At 68.8% G+C, this 21,924-nt stretch carries 3 protein-coding genes; all 3 read left to right on the top strand.

The annotated features are described in order from the left end of the window. Positions 1–102 precede the first annotated feature (102 nt). Genes RS899_RS13045 through RS899_RS13035 form a run of 3 tightly spaced genes read left to right on the top strand, consistent with a single transcriptional unit; the run spans position 103 to position 21,772 of the window. Positions 103–12,918 (top strand): non-ribosomal peptide synthase/polyketide synthase, encoded by a 12,816-nt coding sequence (locus tag RS899_RS13045; protein ID WP_315810149.1) that lies wholly within the window; start codon positions 103–105, stop codon positions 12,916–12,918. Next, on the top strand, positions 12,918–20,801 hold the full coding sequence (locus RS899_RS13040) for a non-ribosomal peptide synthetase (RefSeq protein WP_315810148.1): 7,884 nt from the start codon (positions 12,918–12,920) through the stop codon (positions 20,799–20,801). The genes RS899_RS13045 and RS899_RS13040 overlap by 1 nt, the downstream gene beginning before the upstream one ends. Beyond that, complete coding sequence (locus RS899_RS13035) at positions 20,798–21,772, top strand: alpha/beta hydrolase (RefSeq protein WP_315810147.1); 975 nt, start codon at positions 20,798–20,800, stop codon at positions 21,770–21,772. Before RS899_RS13040 ends, RS899_RS13035 begins: the two co-directional genes overlap by 4 nt. Positions 21,773–21,924 lie beyond the last annotated feature (152 nt).

Below are 21,924 nucleotides of genomic sequence, written 5' to 3'. Positions count from 1 at the left end.
CCCGCGAGAAGTTTGGTGCTCTGATTCAGAAACGCAAAACAGCTGAATCCACGAATTCCCTCCGGCGAGCACCCACCGCCCGCCGACAGAACAGGTGATGTCATGAACGACCGTTACGAAGCCGCAGGAAACCTGGTCGAGGCCCTGCTGCAACGCGCCTGCGAAATGCCGCGCAAGACTGCCCTGCGATTCATCGCCGAGAACGTCGAACAGCCCATCAGCTTCCGCGAGCTGGACGAGCGCGCCCGCGCCATGGCCGCCTGGATGCTGCGCCATGGCGAGCAGGGCGACCGTGCTGTCCTCCTGCTGCCCAGCGGCCCGGACTACGTCACGGCGTTCTTCGCCTGCCTCTACTCGGGCATCATCGCCGTGCCGGCCTATCCGCCGGAGTCGGTGCGCCCGCAGCACCTGGCGCGCCTGCGCTCGATTCTCGACGATGCCGAGCCGAGCCTGGTGCTCACCGACTCCACGCTGATCGAAGCTTTGCGCCCGGCCTGCGTGCGCGAGAACGGCGAGAGCCCGCTGCTGCTGGCGGTAGACCAGGCCGACCCGGCGCTGGCCGTCGAATGGCAGATGCCGGAACTGGCCGACGACGACATCGCCTTCCTGCAGTACACCTCCGGCTCCACCTCGACGCCCAAGGGCGTGCAGGTCAGCCACGGCAACCTGGTCGCCAACGAGCGCCTGATCCGTCACGGTTTCGGCATCGGTGACGACGACGTGATCGTCAGCTGGCTGCCGCTGTTCCACGACATGGGCCTGATCGGCGGGCTGCTGCAGCCGATCTACAGCGGTATCGAGTGCGTGCTGATGTCGCCGCGCTACTTCCTCGAACGCCCGCGCCGCTGGCTGGAAGCCATCGCCCGTTTCGGCGGCACCGTCAGCGGCGGCCCGGACTTCGCCTACCGGCTGTGCTGCGAGCGGGTCAACGAGGCCGCGCTGGAAGGCCTGGACCTGAGCAAATGGCGCGTGGCCTTCTCCGGCTCCGAGCCGATCCGCCCGGACACCCTGGAGCGCTTCGCAGCCTGGTTCGCCCCCGCGCAGTTCGACGCCTCGTCCTTCTACGCCTGCTACGGTCTCGCCGAAGCGACCCTGTTCGTCACCGGCGGCGTGCGCGGTGAGGGCATCGGCCAACTGGAAGTGGACCTCAACGCCCTGGGCGAAAACGTCGCCCGCCCGGGCCGCGGTACTTCGCTGATCAACTGCGGCCGCACCCAGCCGGACCACGACGTGCAACTGGTCGACCCGGCGAGCGGCGCAACCCTCGGCCCGGACCGCGTCGGCGAAATCTGGAGCAGTGGTCCCAGCGTGGCGCTGGGCTACTGGCGCAACCCGGAAGCCAGCGCGCGCACCTTCGTCGAGAAGGACGGCCGCACCTGGCTGCGTACCGGCGACCTGGGCTTCCTGCACAACGACGAACTCTTCGTCACCGGCCGCCTCAAGGACATGCTCATCGTCCGCGGGCAGAACCTCTACCCGCAGGACCTGGAACGCTGCGTGGAAGAAGAGGTGGACCTGGTGCGCAAGGGCCGGGTCTCCGCCTTCGCCATCGAACACCAGGGCCGCGATGGCATTGGCATCGCCGCCGAAGTCGGCCGTAGCGTGCGCAAGCTGATCTCCGCCGAGGCGCTGGCGAAAGCCATCTCCGCCGCCGTGGCCGAGACCTTCCAGGAGGCGCCGCTGGTGGTGGCGCTGCTGGAGCCGGGTGCACTGCCCAAGACCTCCAGCGGCAAGCTGCAGCGCTCGGCGTGCCGCGCGCAGTTGCTCGATGGCAGCTTGCAGGCCTACGCCATCCAGCGCGCTGGCGAACCGATCAGCGATGGCGCCAGCGCCAGGACGGTTGCCGCACTGACTGCCGAGGAGCAAGCCATCGCTGCGCTGTGGAGCGAAGTGCTGGAGCTGCCGGCGATTCGCCGCGACGACAACTTCTTCGCCCTGGGCGGCAACTCGATCAAGGCCACCCAGCTGATGGCGCGCCTGCGCGAGCGTCTCGGTCGCGCCGTGGAACTGCGCCTGCTGTTCGAAGCGCCGGAGCTGGGCGCCTTCGTTGCCGCGCTGGCCGCACTGCCGACCGCTCAGGTCGAGGCCGTGCCGCAGGTCCCGCGTGACGGTCTGCTGCCGCTGTCGCCGGCCCAGCGCCGCCTGTGGTTCCTCTGGAAGCTGGAGCCGGAAAGCGCCGTCTACCACATTGCCGGGCGCATGAACCTGCGCGGCGAACTGCGCCGGCCGGCCGTGGAGCAGGCCTTTGCCGTGCTGCTGGGCCGCCACGAAACCCTGCGCAGCCGCTTCATCGAACAGTTGGATGGTGAAGTAGCGCTGAGCCTCGCCAACGGCACGCAAGTGGAATTGACCGAGAGTGACTTCAGCTCCCTGGGCAACGCCCGCCGCGACACCGCCGCCCGCGAGGATGCGGAAGCCTTTGCCGCCGAACCCTTCGACCTGGCCGCCGGCCCGCTGCTGCGCCTGCGCCTGCAGAACCTCGGCGGCGGCCGCCAGGCGTTGCTGCTCTGCGTGCACCACATCATCGCCGATGGCTGGTCGCTGAACCTGCTGCTGGACGAATTCGCCGAGTGCTACCGCGCCATCGTCGAACAGCGCGAGCCGGTGCTGCCGGCGCTGTCGCGCCAGTACCTCGACCTTGCCGCCGCCCAGCAGAGCAAGCTGGAGGCGGGCGAGGGCGCCCGTCTGCTGGACTGGTGGAGCGAGCGCCTGGGCAACCAGCATTCGCCGCTGGAGTTTCCGTTCGGTCTACTAGAAAAGAACGGAGGTGAAAAAGGCCAGAGCGCCGCACTGATCGAACAGGAAGTCGATGCCGACCTGACGCGTCAATTGCGCGGCCTGGCCCAGGCCCACGGCGCCACCCTGCCGATGCTCCTGCTCAGCGCCTACAACCTGCTGCTGCAGCGCTACAGCGGCCAGCACGACCTGCGCATCGGCCTGACCCAGGCTGGTCGCGAACAGCTGGACAGCGAGCGACTGGTCGGCTTCTTCGTCAACCTGCTGGTGCTGCGCAGCGAGCTGCCCGAAGGCGCCAGCCTGCGCGGCGTGCTTCGCCAGCTGCGCGACGACCTGCTGCAAGCCCAGGCGCACCAGGGCCTGCCGTTCGAGCAACTGGTGGAGGCGCTGCAACCCGAGCGCGGCCACGGTCGCCATCCGTTGTGCCAGGTTGCCTTCGACCACCAGTGGCAGCCGCGTGCCGGCAATGGCCTGCCGGGCCTGACCGTGGAAGCCCTGGAACAGCTCGACCTGGAAACCCCGTTCGACCTGGTGCTGCGCGTCCGCGAGGGCGAGCAGAGCCTGCGCCTGAGCTTCTGCTATGCCCGCGAGCGCTACGCCGCCGCCGGCATGCAGCGCCTCGTCGGGCACTTCCTCGAACTGTTGCGCGCACTGCCGAAAATGAACGCCGACGCCGTCCTCGACGCCCGCGACTGGCTGCCCGCCAGCGACTGGAGCATCGCCGTGGCCGGCGAGGCGCCGGCCTTCGAGGCGTTGAGCGAGACCATCGCCGCCCAGGCCCGCCGTCATCCCGCCAAGGTCGCGCTGATCGACGATCAACGCGAGGTGAATTTCGCCGAGCTGGAAGACCGCTCCAACCGCCTGGCGCAGCGCCTGATCCAGCGCGGCATCGGCCCGGAGCGCCGGGTTGCCGTGGCGCTGCCGCGCGGCGTGGATATCCCGCTGGCCCTGCTGGCCGTCATGAAGGCCGGCGGCGCCTACCTGCCGCTGGACGTTGACTATCCAGAGGAGCGCCTCGCCTGGCTGATGCAGGACGCCGGTGTGGACCTGCTGCTGACCAACGCCGCTCTGGCCGAACGCCTGCCGTTGCCCGAAGGCGTCGAGCGCCTGGTGCTGGAAGAAGCCGACCTCGCCAACGCCCTGGCCGTGCGCCCGCTGCTGCGCATCCAGGCGCAGAACCTCGCCTACCTGATCTACACCTCCGGCTCCACCGGCCAGCCCAAAGGCGTTGCCGTCGCCCACGGCGAGATCGCCGCGCACTGTCGCGCCATCGGCCAGCGCTACGCCATGAGCGACGCCGACCGCGAGCTGATCTTCATGTCCTTCGCCTTCGACGGCGCCCACGAACGCTGGCTCACCGCGCTATCCCACGGCGGCAGCCTGCTGATCCGCAACGACGCCCTGTGGACCGCCGAGCAGACCCTTGAACAACTGCGCCGCCACGAAGTCACGGTGGCAGCCTTCCCGCCGGCCTACCTGCAACAGTTGGCGGAACAAGCAACGATCCACGGTCACGCGCCGAGCATGCGCATCTACTGCTTCGGCGGTGACGCAGTACCGGAAGCGGCCTACCAGCTTGCGCACCAGGCACTGAAGCCCGAACACCTGATCAATGGCTACGGCCCCACCGAAACCGTGGTCACCCCGATGCTCTGGAAGGCCGACGCGCGCACCGCGTGCGGCGCGGCGTATGCGCCCATCGGCGAAGTGGTCGGCGAACGCAGCCTGTATATCCTCGACGACCGCCTGCAGCCGCTGCCGCGCGGCGTGGCCGGCGAGCTGTACATCGGCGGCCACGGCCTGGCTCGCGGTTACCACCAGCGCGCCGGCATGACCGCGGAACGTTTCGTGGCCGACCCCTACGCGGACGGCCTGCGCCTTTACCGCAGCGGCGACCGCGTGCGCTGGCGTGAAGACGGCGCGCTGGATTATCTCGGTCGCGTCGACCAGCAGGTGAAGATCCGTGGCTTCCGCATCGAGCCCGGCGAGATCGAAGCCCGCCTGCGTGCGCTGCCCGGCGTGCGCGAAGCGGCGGTGATCGCCCGTGACAGCGAGCGCGGCAAGCGCCTGCTGGGCTACGTGACGGGTGAAGGCGTCGCCGAAGACATCCTGAAAGCCGCGCTGCGTGCGCAACTGCCGGACTACATGGTGCCGTCGCGCATCCTCGTCCTTGCCGAAATGCCGCTCAACGCCAATGGCAAGATCGACCGCAAGGCGTTGCCCGAGCCGCAGGACGCCGCGAATGCCACCGAAGCCCCGCGCGACGGCCTGGAAAGCCGTGTCGCCGCCGTCTGGGCCGAAGTGCTCGGCGTGCCGGCCATCGGCCGCGAGGATGATTTCTTCGAGCTGGGCGGCCACTCGCTGTTGGCAACCCAGGTGATCTCTCGCCTGCGTCGCGACCTGCATTGCGAAGTGCCGCTGCGCGACCTGTTCGAAGCCAGCCGCCTGCACGAATTCGCTGCTCGCCTGGGCGCTGCGAATTCCAGTACCCGCCCGCTGCTGCGCGCCGTGGCCCGTGACGGCGACCTGCCGCTGTCCGCCGCGCAGAGCCGCCTGTGGTTCTTCTGGCAGATGGAGCCGGCCAGCGCCGCCTACAACGTTCCCGGAGCACTGCGCCTGCGCGGTGAACTGGACGAAACCGCCCTGCGCCGTGCTTTCGATGCCCTGGTGGCGCGCCACGAAACCCTGCGTACCACCTTCGACGAAGTGGACGGCCAGGCCTTCCAGCGCATCCAGCCGGCGCAGCCGCTGGACCTGGCGCGTGTCGATCTGTCCGCGGAGAAAGATGCCGAAGTTACCGCACGCCAGTTGGCCGAGGCAGAAGCGCAGCGTCCGTTCGACCTGCGCAACGGTCCGCTGCTGCGCCTGACCCTCATGCGATTGTCTCCCAAAGAAGTGGCCGACGCCGACCACGTGCTGCTGCTGACGATGCACCACATCGTCTCCGATGGCTGGTCGATCCGCGTGCTGGTGGACGAGTTCAGCCGCCTCTACGGCGCCTTCGCCGCTGGCGAGGACCTGCAATTGCCGGCGCTGCCGGTGCAGTACGCCGACTACGCCCAATGGCAGCGCGAGCTGCTGGCGGGGGAGGAGGGCCAGCGTCAGCTGAACTGGTGGACCGAGCAACTCAGCCAGGACACGCCGGTCCTGGAACTGGCCGCCGACCGCCCGCGTCCGGCCGTGCAGAGTTACCGCGGCGGCAGTCTCGGCTTCAGCCTGGATGCCGGGCTGGGTGGCCGTCTCAAGCAACTGGCCCGCGAGCAGGACGTCACCCTGTTCATGCTGCTGCTCGGCGCCTACGCGGTGCTGATGCAGCGCTACAGCGGCCAGCGCGACCTGCGTGTGGCCGTGCCCATCGCCAACCGCCAGCAGCTGGAAACCGAAGGCCTGATCGGCTTCTTCGTCAACACCCAGGTGATGCCGTGCACACTGGCCGACGATGAATCCTTTGCCGCGCTGCTGGCCCGTCTCAAGCCGCTGGCCCTGGGCGCGCAGGCGAACCAGGACCTGCCGTTCGAACAACTGGTGGAAGCGCTGCAACCCGAACGCAGCCTGGCCTACAACCCGCTGGTGCAGGTGAAGTTCAACTTCGGCTTCGACGTCAGCCGCCTGCCCGACGCCGGTGCGCTGAAGCTGGAGCTGTTCAGCGAGGAGCAGTACGGCGCGCGCTTCGACCTCGCCCTGGACATGGCCGAGGCGCTGGACGCCAACGGCCAGCCGGGCGATGAGCTGCGCGGCAGCTTCGTCTATGCCCGCGACCTGTTCTTTGATGCCAGCGTCGCCGCCATCGCCGGCCAGTTCGAGGCGCTGCTGCGCCAACTGTGCGCCGAGCCGCAACGTGCCATTGGCGAGCTGCCGCGCCCGGTGGCGTCGCGCCGTCGTGGCGAGGCGCGCCAGTGGCCGCAGCAGGATGTTCTCGGCCTGTTTGCCGCACAGGTCGCCGCGCAACCGGACGCCATTGCTGTGCAGGATGAGGGCGTGCGCTACAGCTATGCCGAACTGGATGCGCGCGCCAATCGCCTGGCCAATTCGCTGATCAACAGCGGCGTGGAGCCGGGCGAGTGCGTCGCGATCTGCCAGGCGCGCAGCGCGCAGTGGGTTCTCCTGCTGCTGGGCGTACTCAAGGCCGGTGCCACCTACGTGCCGCTGGACCCGGCGCAGCCCGCCGAGCGCCTGCGCCAGTTGCTCAAGGACAACGCCATCGGCCGCGTGCTGGTCAGTGATGCGGCGCTGCTGGAGACCTTCGGCGAAGCCGCCATGCTGGTCCCGGCCGGTGGCCCGGAGCAGGGCATTGATGCCGCGCCCGCGCGGAACATCGACCCGCAGCAAGCCGCCTACGTCATCTTCACCTCCGGTTCCACCGGCCAGCCCAAGGGCGTGCGCGTCAGCCACGCGGCGCTGGCCAACTACGTGCAAGCCGTGCTGGAACGCCTGCAACTGCACCAGGGCCGCGCCCAGGGCCTGGGCATGGCGATGGTCTCCTCGGTGGCCGCCGACCTTGGCCACACCACGCTGTTCGGCGCGCTGTGCGGCGGTGGCCGTCTGCACCTGGCGGATGCCCAGGCGGTGGCGGATGCCGAACGCTTCGCCGCGCTCATGCAGGACGTGGACGTGCTGAAGGTCGTCCCCAGCCATCTCGCCGGTTTGCTGGCGGCCGCACCGAATGCTGCCGCCGTGCTGCCGCGCCGCCTGCTGGTGGTGGGCGGTGAAGCCTGCGACCGCGCGCTGCTGCAAGCGCTGCGCGAGCTCTCGCCCAAGCTGCGCATCGTCAACCACTACGGCCCCAGCGAGTCCACCGTGGGCGTGCTGACCCACGAATGGTCGCTGGTGGATGATCTGCCGGCGGGCAGCCTGCCCGTCGGTACGCCGCTGGCCAACACCGCCATCCGTGTACTCGACGAGAACGGTCGCGACCTGCTGCCGGGTGTACCGGGCGAGCTGTACATCGGCGGTGCCGGCCTGGCGCTGGGCTACCTCGGCCAGCCGGAAATGACGGCCGAACGTTTCGTCACTGATCTTGCAGGCGGCGAGGGGGAGCGCCTGTACCGCAGTGGCGACCGTGTGCGCCTGAACCGTCGTGGCGACGTGGAGTTCCTCGGCCGTGTCGACGACCAGGTGAAGATTCGCGGTTACCGCGTCGAGCCGGGTGAACTGGCACAAGCGCTCAAGCGCCTGCCCGGCGTGCGCGATGCCGTGGCGCTGGCCGAGCGCGAAGGCGACGGTCCGATGAAGCTGCTCGCCTGGGCCGTGGCCGAGGGCCAGAGCGTGGAAGCGCTGCGCGAAGCCCTGGCCGCCGAAGTCCCGGAATACCTGCAGCCCGCCCAGCTGATTCTGCTGGAACGCCTGCCGCTGAACGCCAACGGCAAGGTGGATCGCAAGGCCCTGCCGCGTGCCGAGTCGGTCGCCAAGGCAGTGGACAGCGCGCCGCTGAGCGAACTGGAGCAGCGCATCGCCGACATCTGGCAGGCCGTGCTGAAAGTCGAGCGCGTCGGTGCCGAAGACAACTTCTTCGAGCTGGGCGGCGACTCGATCCTCAGCCTGCAGATCATCGCACGCATCCGTAAGCTGGGTTACAAGCTCAGCCCGAAACAGCTGTTCGAGCGTCAGAGCGTCCGCCAGCTCGCCCAATGGCTGGAGAGCCGCGCGCCGGCTGCCGTTGCGGTACCGGCCCCGGTGGTCGCTGTCAGCGGCGAAGTCGTCTTGTCGCCGGTGCAGGCGCGCTTCTTCGAACGCGTGCCGAGCGCCCAACGGCATCACTGGAACCAGGCACTGCTGCTGCAACCGCGCGAAGCGTTGAACAGCGACGCACTGGCCCGCGCGCTGCACTGGCTGGTCGGCCAGCACGACGCGCTGCGCCTGCGTTTTGATGGCAGCCGCCAGCGTTACGCTGAACAGGGTGCGCTGGACATGACCCTCCTGTGGCGCCGCCGCGCCGCCGACGCTCGCACCCTGGAACGCCTGTGCGACGACGCCCAGGCCAGCCTGGATATCGCCAACGGCCCGCTGCTGCGCGCCATGCACGTCACGCTGGAAAGCGGCGGCGAACGCCTGCTGCTGGTGATCCACCACCTGGCGGTGGATGGCGTGTCCTGGCGCATCCTGCTGGAAGACCTGCAGTACGCCTACCGCGAACTGCTCGCCGGCCGCACGCCCGCCGCGTTGCCGCGCAGCGACAGCTACCAGGCGTGGAGCGCTCGCCAGCAGGCAGCCGCCAACAGCGCCGAAATCGCTGCCGAGCTGGTTTACTGGCAAGGCGAACTGCGCGGTGCGCCGTCGCTCAAGCGTGCCCGCAGCGATGCTCCGGGCACCTGGAAAGAAGCCGCCAATGCGCGCTTCAGCCTCGACGCCGAAACCACCCGCCAACTGCTCGGCCCGGCGCTGAAAGCGCAGCGCGTGCAGATCAACGACCTGCTGCTGACCGCCCTGGCCCGCGCGCTGTGCGCCTGGACCGGCGAGTCCTCCGCGCTGGTGGAAATGGAAGGCCATGGCCGCGATGCCTTCGACAATGAGGCAGCGCTGGACCTGAGCCGCTCCGTGGGCTGGTTCACCGCGCTGTATCCGCTGCGCCTGCAAGCCGGCGGCGAGCCGGGCGACGACCTGCGCACCACCCGCGAGCACCTGCGCAACCTGCCGCGTACCGGCATGGGTTACGGCCAACTGCGCTACCTCAGCCAGCACGCCGCCAGCCTGCGTGACCTGCCGACGCCGCAGGTGACCTTCAACTATCTCGGCCAGCTCGACCAGGCCTTCGCCGACGCCGACTTCCTGCCGGCCTTCGAAGGCGTGGGCCGCAGCCAGCCGCTGAATGCCGCGCTGGGCAATGCGCTGGTCTACGCCGGCCGTGTGCTCGGCGGTGAGCTGAGCCTGGAAGTCACCTACAGCAGCGCGATGTTCGACGCTGCCGACATCGATGAGCTGCAGGCGCTGCTGCGCGCTGAATTGCAGGCGCTGGTGGCTTACTGCCTGGCCACACCACGCAAGCTGGAAGCCACCGAGCTGCCGCTGGTCGATCTGGATCAGGCCCAGCTCGATGCGCTGCCGCTGCCGGCTGGCGTCGATGACCTCTACCCGCTGTCGCCGATGCAGCAAGGCATGCTGTTCCATGCTCTCGACGTGCCGGGCTCATCGCTCTACGTCAACCAGCTGCGGGTAGACCTGGACGGCCTCGACGAGGCGCGCTTCCTCGACGCCTGGCGTGCGGTCATTGCCCGCCACACCAACCTGCGCACCGGCTTCCTCGCCAGTGCGGATTCGGCGCCGTGGCAGTTCGTCCTGCGTGAGGTGCAGTTGCCTGTGCAGTCCTTCGACTGGCGCGACCAGCAGGTCAGCGAGCAGCAGTTGGAAAGCGTCGCCGACGCCCAGCGCAACCTCGGCTTCGACCTGGCCCAGCCGCCGCTGCAACGCCTGGCGCTGGTGCGTCTCGGTGAGCGCCGCTACCACCTGATCTGGACCTGCCACCACCTGCTGCTGGACGGCTGGAGCAGCGCGCGGCTGATCGGCGAAGTACTCGCCCTCTACCGTGGTGAGACGCTGCCGCCGCCCGCCGCGCAGTACGGCGACTACATCGGCTGGCTGCACGCCCAGGACGGCGCTATCGGTGAAACCTTCTGGCGCGAACGCCTGAGAGGCTTCGACGAGCCGACCCTGCTGGCCACCGCCTGCAACGCGAGCTTCCGCGAGGAACCGTTGCGCGAGCTGTACAGCCGTCTCGACTCGGCGCCGCTGCAACGCTTCGCCCAGGCCCAGCGCATCACCCTCAACACCCTGGTGCAGGGCGCCTGGGCGCTGCTGCTGCAACGCTATTGCGGCCAGCGCAGCGTGACCTTCGGCGCCACCGTCGCCGGTCGCCCGGCGACTCTGCCGGGAGCGGAGGAGAGCCTCGGGTTGTTCATCAATACACTGCCGATCCTGCAGGCCCCGGACGACGCCCAGCGTGTCGGCGACTGGCTGCGCGAGCTGCAGGCCTTCAACCTCGACGTGCGCGAGTTCGAGCACACGCCGCTGTACGACATCCAGCGCTGGGCCGGCCGTGGCGGCCAGGCGATGTTCGACAGCCTCATCGTGTTCGAGAACTTCCCCATGGACGCGGCGCTGTCGTCGTCCACGAACGATGAGCTGCGCATCCTCGGCCATCGCCCGGTGGATGGCACCAACTACGCCCTGGCGCTGGTGGCCAGCGCCGGCGAACAGCTGGACGTGCGCTACACCTACCGTGCCGACCGCTTCAGCGCGAGCCAGATCGAGCAGCTGCGCGGCCACTTCGAGCGCCTGCTGCTGGCTCTGGTGGAAGACGCCGAGCGCCCGCTGGGCCGCGTCAGCCAGCTCTCCAATGATGAGCGCAACAGGCTGCTGCAGCGGTTCAACGCCACCGAGGCCGCTTTCCCGGCAGACGTACAACTGCAAAGTCTGATCGAGCGCCAGGTTGCGGCGACCCCGGACGCGCTGGCCCTGCAATTCGGCGAGCAGCGCCTGAGCTACGCCCAGCTCAACGCCCGCGCCAACCAGCTCGCGCATTGGCTGCGCGGCCAGGGTGTCGGCCCGGACGTGCTGGTCGGTGTGGCTGCCGAGCGTTCGGTGGAGCTGGTGGTGGCCCTGCTGGGCATCGTCAAGGCCGGCGGCGCCTACGTGCCGATGGACCCGGACTACCCGCAGGATCGCCTGCAACACATGCTGGGCGACAGCGGCGTCAATCTGCTGCTGACCCAACAACACCTGTTGGAGCGCCTGCCGCAGACGGCTGCGAATACCCTGTGCCTGGACAGCCAGTGGAGCGAAATCGCCACGGCTTCCGAGCAGAACCCCGTCATCCAAGGCAGCCCGCAGAACCTCGCGTACCTGATCTACACCTCCGGTTCCACCGGCAAGCCCAAGGGTGCCGGCAACAGCCACCGCGCGCTGGTCAACCGCCTGCACTGGATGCAGAAAGCCTATGCGCTGGATGCCTCCGACCGCGTGCTGCAGAAGACTCCGTTCAGCTTCGACGTGTCGGTGTGGGAGTTCTTCTGGCCGCTCATGACCGGCGCTGCCCTGGTGGTCGCCGCGCCCGGTGCGCACCGCGACCCGGCGGCGCTGCGCCAGGTGATCGAGGTGGGGCGGGTCACCACGCTGCACTTCGTGCCGTCGATGCTGCAGGCCTTCGTCGCTTCCGGCGAACTGGAGCGCTGCACCTCGCTGCTGCAGGTGATGTGCTCCGGCGAGGCGCTGCCCTATGAGCTGCAACAGCAGTTCCGCCAGCGCAGCAGCGCCAGGCTGCACAACCTCTACGGCCCTACCGAAGCGGCGATCGACGTCAGCTTCTGGGCCTGCGACGAGGACAGCGCGCGGCAGGTCGTGCCCATCGGCCGGCCTATCGACAACCTGCGCCTGGTGCTGCTGGACGAGCGCCTGGAGCCGGTGCCGCTAGGCGTGGCTGGCGAGCTGTACATCGGCGGCGTCGGCCTGGCGCGCGGTTACCACGCACGCCCTGGCCTGACCGCGGAGCGCTTCGTCGCCGATCCCTTCGGCAGCGCTGAACGTCTCTATCGCACCGGCGACCTGGCGCGCCAGCGCGAGGACGGCGCCATCGAGTACCTGGGCCGCCTCGACCACCAGGTGAAGATCCGTGGCCTGCGCATCGAGCTGGGCGAGATCGAGGCGCGCCTGCAATCGCAGCCGGAAGTCAGCGAAGCCGTGGTGGTGGCGAAGGACGGCGTACTGCTGGCCTATGTAGTCGCCAGTGCCGAGCCCGAGGCGCTGCGCCTGGCGCTGCAAAGCGAGGTGCCGGACTACATGGTGCCGTCGCGGATCATCGCCCTCGACGCCATGCCGCTGTCGCCCAACGGCAAGCTGGAGCGCAAGGCCCTGCCGGACCCGCAACTGGGCGCGAGCCAGCGCGAGTACGTGGCGCCGCGCAGCGACCTGGAGGTGGAGTTGGCCGGTATCTGGCAGCACGTATTGCAGGTGGAGCGCGTCGGCCTGCACGACGACTTCTTCGAGCTGGGCGGCCACTCGCTGCTGCTCACCCAGGTCGGCCTCACCCTGCGTCAGCGCCTGGGGCTGGAGTTGCCGCTGCACCGGCTGTTCGAGCTGAGCAACCTCTCATCACTGGCCGCCTGGATCGAAAGCCAGCGGGCAAGCTCCGCCAGCGCGGAAGAGGAACTGGACCTGATGGATGAACTGCTCGGCGAGTTGGAGAACCTGTAATGAACCACCCGATGGACGCCCAGCTGAAGCAGGTCGCGGAGCGCCTTGGCGCACTGTCCGAGGACAAGCAGATCATCTTCCTGCGCCAGCTCCGCGATAAAGGCGTGAGCCTGTCGCGCCTGCCGATTCTCCGTGAGGGTCGCGAACACGCGCCACTGTCGGCGGCCCAGGCGCGCTTGTGGTTCCTCTGGCAGATGGAGCCGCACAGCGCCGCCTACAACATCCCGGCCGCCGTGCGCCTGCGCGGCGCGCTGGACGAGGGCGCGCTGGAGCGTGCCTTCACCGCGCTGATCGCGCGCCATGAAAGCCTGCGCACAGTCTTCCGCAACGTAGAGGATCGCTCTGGTAGGGCGAATGACGCGCAGCGTCATCCGCCGCAACCTGGGCAGGATGCGACGGCGGATAACGCTGGCGCGTCATGCGCCCTACGGGAATCGGATGGCGAGGTCATGCAGTGCATCCTGCCGCCTGGGCCGGCGCATCTGCAGACGAAGGATTTCGGTAGCGAAGCCGAGGCGCGGCAATGGCTCAACGAGTGCGCCCAGCGCTCCTTCGATCTCGCCGCAGGCCCGCTGCTGCGCCTGCACCTGGCGCGACTGCCGGGTGAAGCGCTACTGCTGGTGAACCTGCATCACATCATCGCCGACGGCTGGTCCATCGGTGTGCTGATCGATGACTTCTCGGAGTTATACAAAGCCGAAGTAAACGGCACCCAGGCCGAGCTGGAGGCCTTGCCGATCCAGTACAGCGACATCGCCCGCTGGCAGCGCCTGTGGCTGGCGGCCGGCGAGGGCGAGCGGCAACTGGCCTACTGGCAGGAACAGCTGGGCGACGAATCGCTGCTGCTGACCCTGCCGGGCGACCGGCCGCGCCCGCTGGTGCAGAGCTACCGCGGCGCTACCCTGGACTTCGAGCTGCCGCGCGGGCTGAGCGATTCCCTGCGCGAACTGGCGCGGGGGCAGGGCGCCACGCTGTTCATGTTGATCCTCGCTGCGTACCAGCTGTTGCTGTCGCGCTATAGCGGCCAGCGCGAGCTGCGCGTCGGCGTGCCCATTGCCGGCCGTGGCCGTGCCGAGAGCGAGCGGCTGATCGGCTTCTTCGTCAACACCCAGGTGCTGACGGCACGCATCGATGGCGACGAATCCTTCAACGCCTTCCTGGCCCGCACCCGTGAAGCGGTGCTCGGCGCCCAGGCCAACCCGGACCTGCCCTTCGAACAACTGGTAGATGCGCTGCAACCCGAGCGCAGCCTGAGCTACAACCCGCTGTTCCAGGTGGCCTGCAACCACCAGCCGAGCCGCCGCGATGCCCTGCGCGAACTGCCCGGCGGCCTGCAGCTGGAAAGCCTGGAGCTGGACAGCGGCATCGCCAAGTTCGACCTGACCCTGAACACCGAGGAAAGCCGCGACGGCCAGGTGCGCGGGCAGTTCATGTACGCCACCGACCAGTTTGACGCGGCGACCCTCTCACGCCTGTGCGGGCATTTCCTCAACCTGCTGCGCGGTATCGTCGCCGATCCGCATTGCTCGGTCGCGCGCCTGCCGTTGCTCGACGGCCGCGAGCGTGAACAATTGCTCCACGGCTGGAACGCCACCGACGTGGAGTATCCGCGCGATGCCTGCCTGCACCAACTGATCGAGCAGCAGGCGGCGCGCACGCCGAACGACATCGCGCTGACCGATGGCCAGCGCAGCTTCAGCTATGCCGAGCTGAACAGCCGCGCCAATCGCCTCGCGCACTGGCTGCGTGAGCAGGGCGTCGGCCCGGACAGCCGGGTCGGCGTGGCGCTGGAGCGCTCCGTCGAACTGCCGGTGGCTTTGCTCGCCGTGCTCAAGGCCGGCGGCGCCTACGTGCCGCTGGACCCGGAATTCCCCGCCGAACGCCTGGCGCACATGCTCGAAGACGGTGGCGTGCGCCTGCTGCTGACGCAGGAACATCTGCTCGGCGAGCTGCCGCAGACCAGCGCCCGCGCCTTCTGCCTGGACCGCGACTGGGCGCAGCTGGACGCCTATGCCGACAGCGACCTGCACAACCTCGCGCGCCCGGACGATCTCGCCTACGTCATCTACACCTCCGGCTCTACCGGCAAGCCCAAGGGCGTCGCGGTGCGCCACGGCGGGGTGGTCAACTTCATGCTCAGCATGGCCCGTGAACCGGGCCTGGATGCGCGTGACCGTGTGCTCGCGCTGACCTCGCTGTCCTTCGATATTTCCGCGCTGGAGCTTTACCTGCCGCTGCTGGTCGGCGGCCGCGTGGTGCTGGTGGACCGCGACGTCGCCCGCGACCCGGCGCGTCTGCTGGGCGTGGCGCTGGAGCAGGGCGTGACGGTGATCCAGGCGACGCCGAGTACCTGGACCTTACTCAGTGGCCACGAGGACTTCCCGCGCCTGACCGGCTGCCGCTTCTTCTGCGGCGGCGAGGCGTTGTCCGCCGAGCTGGCGGACAAGCTCACCGCGCAGACCGAGGCTCTGTGGAACCTCTACGGTCCCACCGAAACCACCATCTGGTCGGCGGCCTGGAAGATCGACAAGGGCGCCCGCGCACTGCTCGGCAAGCCTATCGCCAACACCCAGCTGTACATCCTCGACGGCGAACTGCAGCCGGCGCCCATTGGCGTGGCCGGCGAGCTGTACATCGCCGGCGACGGCCTGGCGCGCGGCTACCACGGGCGCCCCGAACTGACCGCCGAGCGCTTCGTCGCTGATCCCTACAGCAGGGATTCCAATGCTCGCATGTACCGCACCGGCGACCTTGCGCGCTGGCGGGCAGATGGTGTGCTGGAGTACCTCGGCCGCATCGACCACCAGGTGAAGATTCGCGGCTTCCGTATCGAACTGGGCGAGATCGAGTCGCGCCTGCTCGGCCAACCCGGCGTGCGCGAGGCAGTGGTGATCGCTCGCGATGCGGGACAGGTCAAGCAACTGGTCGGCTACGTCACAGGGCGGATCGATACCGACCTGCGTGCCGCACTGCTGGAAGAGCTGCCGGACTACATGGTCCCCGCGCAGATCGTCCTGCTGGAGCGCATGCCGCTCACGCCCAACGGCAAGCTGGACCGCAAGGCCCTGCCGGAGCCGGACTTCAGCCTGCTGCAGAAGAGCTACCGCGCGCCGCAGAGCGAGCGCGAGCAGACTCTCGCGGCCATCTGGTGCGCCGTGCTGGGCCTGGAACGGGTCGGCCTGGACGACAACTTCTTCGAGCTGGGCGGCGACTCCATCGTCTCCATCCAGGTGGTCAGCCGCGCGCGTGCCGCCGGGTTGCAGCTGAGCCCGAAGGACCTGTTCCAGCACCAGACGCTGCAGGCACTGGCCCGTGTGGCAGGAGATGTCGTAGCGGTCGAAGCGCCGGCACGCAGCGCGGCCCTCGATGCGCCAGATCATGTCCAACTGGCCGCGCTCGGTCTGAACCCTGACGAGATCGAAGACCTCTACCCGCTGTCGCCCATGCAGCAGGGCATGCTGTTCCACGGCGTGGACGGCAGCGAAGGCGGTGTATACGTCAACCAACTGCGCGTGGAAGTGCAGGGGCTGGACGTCGAGCGCTTCCGCGGCGCTTGGCAGGCCGCGCTGGATGCCCATGACAACCTGCGCGCCGGCGTGCATTGGCAGGGCCTCGATAAGCCGCTTCAGGCCGTGCGCAAACGTGTCGAGCTGCCGCTGGAAGTCCTGGACTGGCGTGGCCGCGAGGACATGGATGCGGCACTGGACGAGCTGGCTGCCGCCGAACGCAGCCGCAGCTTCGACCTGGAGCGTCCGCCGCTGCTGCGTCTGGTACTGGTACGCAGCGCCGAGGACAGCCACCAGTTGGTCTACACCCACCACCACATCCTGCTCGACGGCTGGAGCAACGCCCAGCTGTTCGCCGAGGCGCTGCGCCGCTACAACGGCGAGGCCATCGCCGAGCAGGGCCGCTATCGCGACTACATCCACTGGCTGCAAGCGCAGGATCAGCAGCAGGCGCAGGACTTCTGGAGCGCGCGCCTGCAAGGCTTCGCCCAGCCCACCGTGCTGGCCGACAGCCTGGCGCGCCCGGCCGAGGGCAGCGGCCACGGCCTGGAATACAGCCGCTACGACGCGGCGGCCACCGAGCGCCTGAAAGCCTTCGCCCGTAGCCAGCGGGTGACGCTGAACACCCTGGTGCAGGCGGCGTGGATTCTCCTGCTGCAACGCTACACCGGCCAGCAGCGCGTGGCCTTCGGCGCCACCGTGGCCGGGCGCCCGGCGCAACTGGCCGGCGCCGACAGCCTGCTGGGCCTGTTCATCAACACGCTGCCCATCGTCCAGGCGCCGGCGGAGCACGCCGACCTGGGCGACTGGTTGCGCGAACTGCAGGCCTACAACCTGGACGTGCGCGAGTTCGAGCACACGCCGCTGTACGACATCCAGCGCTGGGCCGGCCAGGCCGGGCAGGCACTGTTCGACAGCATCATCGTGTTCGAGAACTACCCGGTCGACGAGGTGCTGCGCAGCGCGCAGGGCCCGCGTTTCGGCGAGCTGAAATCCAAGGACGAGACCAGCATTCCGATGGACCTTGCGGTGCGCGTCGGCGACACGCTGGAGATCGAGTATCAGTACCTGCGCGCGCACTTCAGCGCACCGGCCGTGGCGCGCCTGCGCGGCAACCTGGAACAGGTGCTGGACAGCCTGCTGCACGGCGCCGGCAAGCGCGTCGGCGAGCTGCAGTGCCTGTCCGCCGATGACCGCGCGGCGCTGGCCGCCTGCCGCGGTCCGCACCAGTCGCTGCCGCCAGCCGAGCCGGTGCACCTGGCCATTGCGCGCCAGGCCGTTCTGCGCGGCGATGACGTGGCGCTGATCTGTGGCGACGAGGAGATCGACTACGCGGCGCTGGAGCGTGACTCCAACCGCCTGGCCCATCGGCTGATGGCGCTGGGTGTCGGCCCGGAAGTCCGCGTCGGCGTGGCGTTGCCGCGCAGCGTGCGCATTCCGTTGGCGCTGCTGGCGGTGCTCAAGGCTGGTGGCGCCTATGTACCGCTGGACGCCGAGTACCCGCGCGAGCGCCTGGAGTTCCAGATGGCCGATGCCGGCATTGCACTGCTGATCACCGACAGCCGCCTGCGCGAACGCCTGCCGCTGCCGGCAGGGGTGAAGTGCCTGGAGCTGGACGGCTTCGATCTCTCTGGCGAAGACAGCGACCTGCCGGTGGTGGCGCTGGAGCCGGAAAACCTCGCCTACCTGATCTACACCTCCGGCTCCACCGGCAAGCCCAAGGGCGTGGCGGTCAGCCATGGGCCGCTGGCCATGCACTGCGCGGCCATCGGCGAGCTGTACCGGATGGACGCGGCGACCCGCGAGCTGCACTTCATGTCGTTCGCCTTCGACGGCGCCCACGAGCGCTGGCTGACCACCCTGGTCCACGGCGGCAGCCTGGTGCTGCGCGGCGATGAGCTGTGGACGCCGGAACAGACCTACCGCGTGCTGCACGACAAGCAGGTGAGCGTGGCGGCCTTCCCGCCGGTCTACCTGCAGCAGCTGGCCGAGCACGCCCTGCGTGACGGCAACCCGCCGCCGGTGCGCATCTACTGCTTCGGCGGCGACGCCGTGCCCAACGCCAGCTTCGAACTGGCCAAGCGTGCGCTGCGCGCCGAGCACCTGATCAATGGCTACGGCCCCACGGAAACCGTGGTCACGCCGCTGCTCTGGAAGGCTGATCGCGCCACGGCCTGCGATGCGGCGTATGCCCCCATCGGCAAGGGTGTCGGCGCGCGCAAGCTGTACATCCTCGACGAACAGTTGCGCCAGGTTCCACTGGGCGTAGCGGGCGAGCTGTATATCGGCGGCGACGGCCTGGCGCGTGGCTACCACGAGCGCGCCGGATTGACCGCCGAGCGCTTTGTCGCCGATCCGTTCGACCTGTCCCAAGAGCATGGCGGCCGTCTGTACCGCTCCGGCGACCTGGTGCGCGGCCGCGCCGATGGCGTGATCGACTATGTGGGCCGGATCGACCATCAGGTGAAGATTCGCGGCTTCCGCATCGAACTGGGCGAGATCGAGGCGCGCCTGCAGGATCACCCGCAGGTCAGTGAGGCGCTGGTGGTCGCTCGCGACGGTATCAGCGGCAAGCAGCTGGTGGGCTACGTGGTCGGTGAGGTGGAAGGCGACGCGTTGCGCAGCTTCCTCCGCGCCCAGGTGCCGGACTACATGGTACCGGCGCAGATTCTCAAGCTTGCGCGCTTCCCGCTGTCGCCCAACGGCAAGATCGACCGCAAGGCACTGCCCGAGCCGACCTGGCAGGGCGAGGTCTACGAGGCGCCGCGCAACGAGCGCGAGCAGGCCCTGGCCGACATCTGGCAGGACGTGCTGCAAGTGGAGCGCGTCGGCATCCGCGACAACTTCTTCGACCTTGGCGGCGACTCCATCCTCAGCCTGCAGATCGTTTCCCGTGCCCGCCAGGCGCTGGGCGAGGGTGTGGAGATTCGTCTGCGCGACCTGTTGCAGTACCAGACTATCGCCGGTCTGCTGGAACGGGCCGAGAGCGTGGCAGAGGCCGCGCCGATAACGGCCGTGGAAATCGCCGATGACGGCGAATCCTTCGGCCTGGTGCCGATCCAGCAATGGATGTTCGAGCAGCAGTTGGAGGAGCCGAACCACTTCAACCAGGCGGTGTTGCTGGAGTGCCGCCAGCGCCTGGATGCCGATACGCTGGAGGCGGCGCTGCAAGGCTTGCTGGCCGAGCACGGCAGCCTGCGCCTGTCCTTCGCCCGTGGCGCGGATGGCGTGTGGCGCCAGCGCACTCGCGACGCCAGTGAGATCACCGGCGCGTTGCTCTGGCAGCGTCAGGCGGCGAATGCCGAGGAGGCGCTGCTGATCGCCAACCAGGCGCAGCGCAGCCTGGACCTGAGCGAAGGTCGCCTGCTGCGCGGCGTGCTCACCGACATGGCCGACGGCACCCAGCGCCTGCTGCTGGTGATCCACCACCTGGGCGTGGACGGTGTGTCCTGGCGCATCCTGCTGGAGGAGCTGCAACAGCGTTACGCCGCGCAGCTCAGCGGTGATCCGGCGCCGCGCTTCGAGCGCACCAGCGCCTACCGCGCCTGGGCCGAAGGCCTGCGCGAGTATGCCGACAGCCAACTGGCGCAAGCCGACCTGCCGTACTGGTTGGAGCAGACCGACACCACTGGCCTGGGCGAGCCGCAGCGCGACAACCCGCGCGGCGCCGAGCGCATGGCGCACCTGGAGCAGTCGTTCCTGCGCCTGGACCGCGAGCAGACCCAGCGCCTGCTGAAGGTGGCTCCCGAAGCCTACCGCACGCAGATCAACGACCTGCTGCTGACCGCCCTGGGCCGCGCGCTGTGCCAGTGGTGCGACAGCGAGTCGGTGCTGATCGGCCTGGAAGGCCATGGCCGCGAAGACATCCTCGACAGCGTCGACCACAGCCGCACGCTCGGCTGGTTCACCAGCCTGTTCCCGCTGCGCCTGACGCCGGGGCAGGGCGGTTACGCCCAGGCCATCCCGACGATCCGCCAGCAACTGCGCGCGGTACCGGACAAAGGCATCGGCTACGGCGCCTTGCGCTACCTGGGCGACAGCGCGCTGCGCCGCCAGCTCGCCGCCCGTGCCGAACCACGGGTCACTTTCAACTACCTCGGCCAGTTCGACCAGAGCTTCGATGACCAGGCGCTGTTCGTGCCGCTGCAGGAGAAGCCCGGCGACACCTACGCCGCCAGCACGCCGATGAACAACTGGCTGGAGATCGTCGGCCAGGTCTACGACGGCGAGCTGACCCTGCGCTGCATGTTCAGCCGCCGGGTGTTCCGCCCGTCACGCATCGAGGCGCTGATGGCGACGCTGCGTGAAGAACTGGACGGTGTGATCGGCCACTGCTGCGCACAGGTCGAAACCGCCAAGGAAAAGGCCACGGTATGAACGCATTGATGACAGAGGTCGGCATGCTGCACCCGGAGATTTCCGCGTTTCTCGATATGGTCGACGAGGGCCGCCGCAGTGGTCGCCCGGCACTGCATGAACTGCCGGTAGGGCAGGCGCGGGAGGACTTCGAAGCGTCGTCCGAATCGCTCAAGGCCGGGGCACCGTCGATGCCGGCGGAGGCGTTGCGGATTCCTGCGCGGGATGGCCGTGAACTGCCCGCACGGTTGTATCGGCCCGCTTTCACCGGAACCGGGGCGGGCGACGCGGCGATCCTGTATTTCCACGGCGGCGGCTATACGGTCGGCAGCCTGGATTCCCACGATGGCTTGTGCCGGCTACTGGCGAAGCACTGCGGTTGCTCGGTGATTTCGCTGGGCTACCGGCTGGCGCCGGAGGCGCCTTTCCCGGCGGCTACCCACGACGCCCGCGATGCCTGGAACTGGCTGCTGGCTTCTGCCGCCAGCCTCGCCCTGAACCCGCGCCGTCTGGCGGTGGGCGGGGACAGCGCCGGCGCCACCCTGGCCACGGTGCTCTGCGCCGAGCTGGCGGGCGAGGGCGTCGAGCAGCCCTGCGCCCAGTTGCTGTTCTATCCCGCGGCGGATGCCAGCAAGCGCAGCGAATCCCAGGAGTTGTTCGCCGAAGGCTATCTGCTGGAAACCGCCAGCCTGGACTGGTTCTACGAGCAGTACGTGCCTGACGCTTCTCAGCGCCGCGATTGGCGTTGCTCGCCGTTGCATGCGGGCGCGGCCCTGCAAGGCAGCGCTCCGGCGCTGCTGTTGGCCGCGGAATTCGATCCGTTGCTGGACGAAGGCCTGGCCTACGCCCATGCGCTGGTGGCGCAGGGCGTGGAGGTGGAAGCCGAGCGCTGCTGCGGGATGACCCATGACTTTCTGCGGATGGGCAACCTGGTGCCGGAAGTCGATGGGTATTACCGGCGGGTGGCGGAGTTCCTGGCGGCGCGCTGGTGATACCGCTTCAACGGACGCTTGCTGCGTTGTTGAAGCGTAGGGCGAATAACCTGGAACAGGTTATCCGCCGGCCACATAGCGGCGGATAACGCTGGCGCGTTATGCGCCCTACGATATTGGTGCCGGAGGTGGAGAGCTACTACCGGCGGGTG

The organism is Pseudomonas sp. C9-3, from assembly GCF_032392015.1.
Lineage (GTDB): Bacteria > Pseudomonadota > Gammaproteobacteria > Pseudomonadales > Pseudomonadaceae > Pseudomonas > Pseudomonas nitroreducens.
The sequence above is the reverse complement of the archived record's forward strand: the minus strand, read 5'-3'. Positions and strand labels throughout refer to the sequence as shown.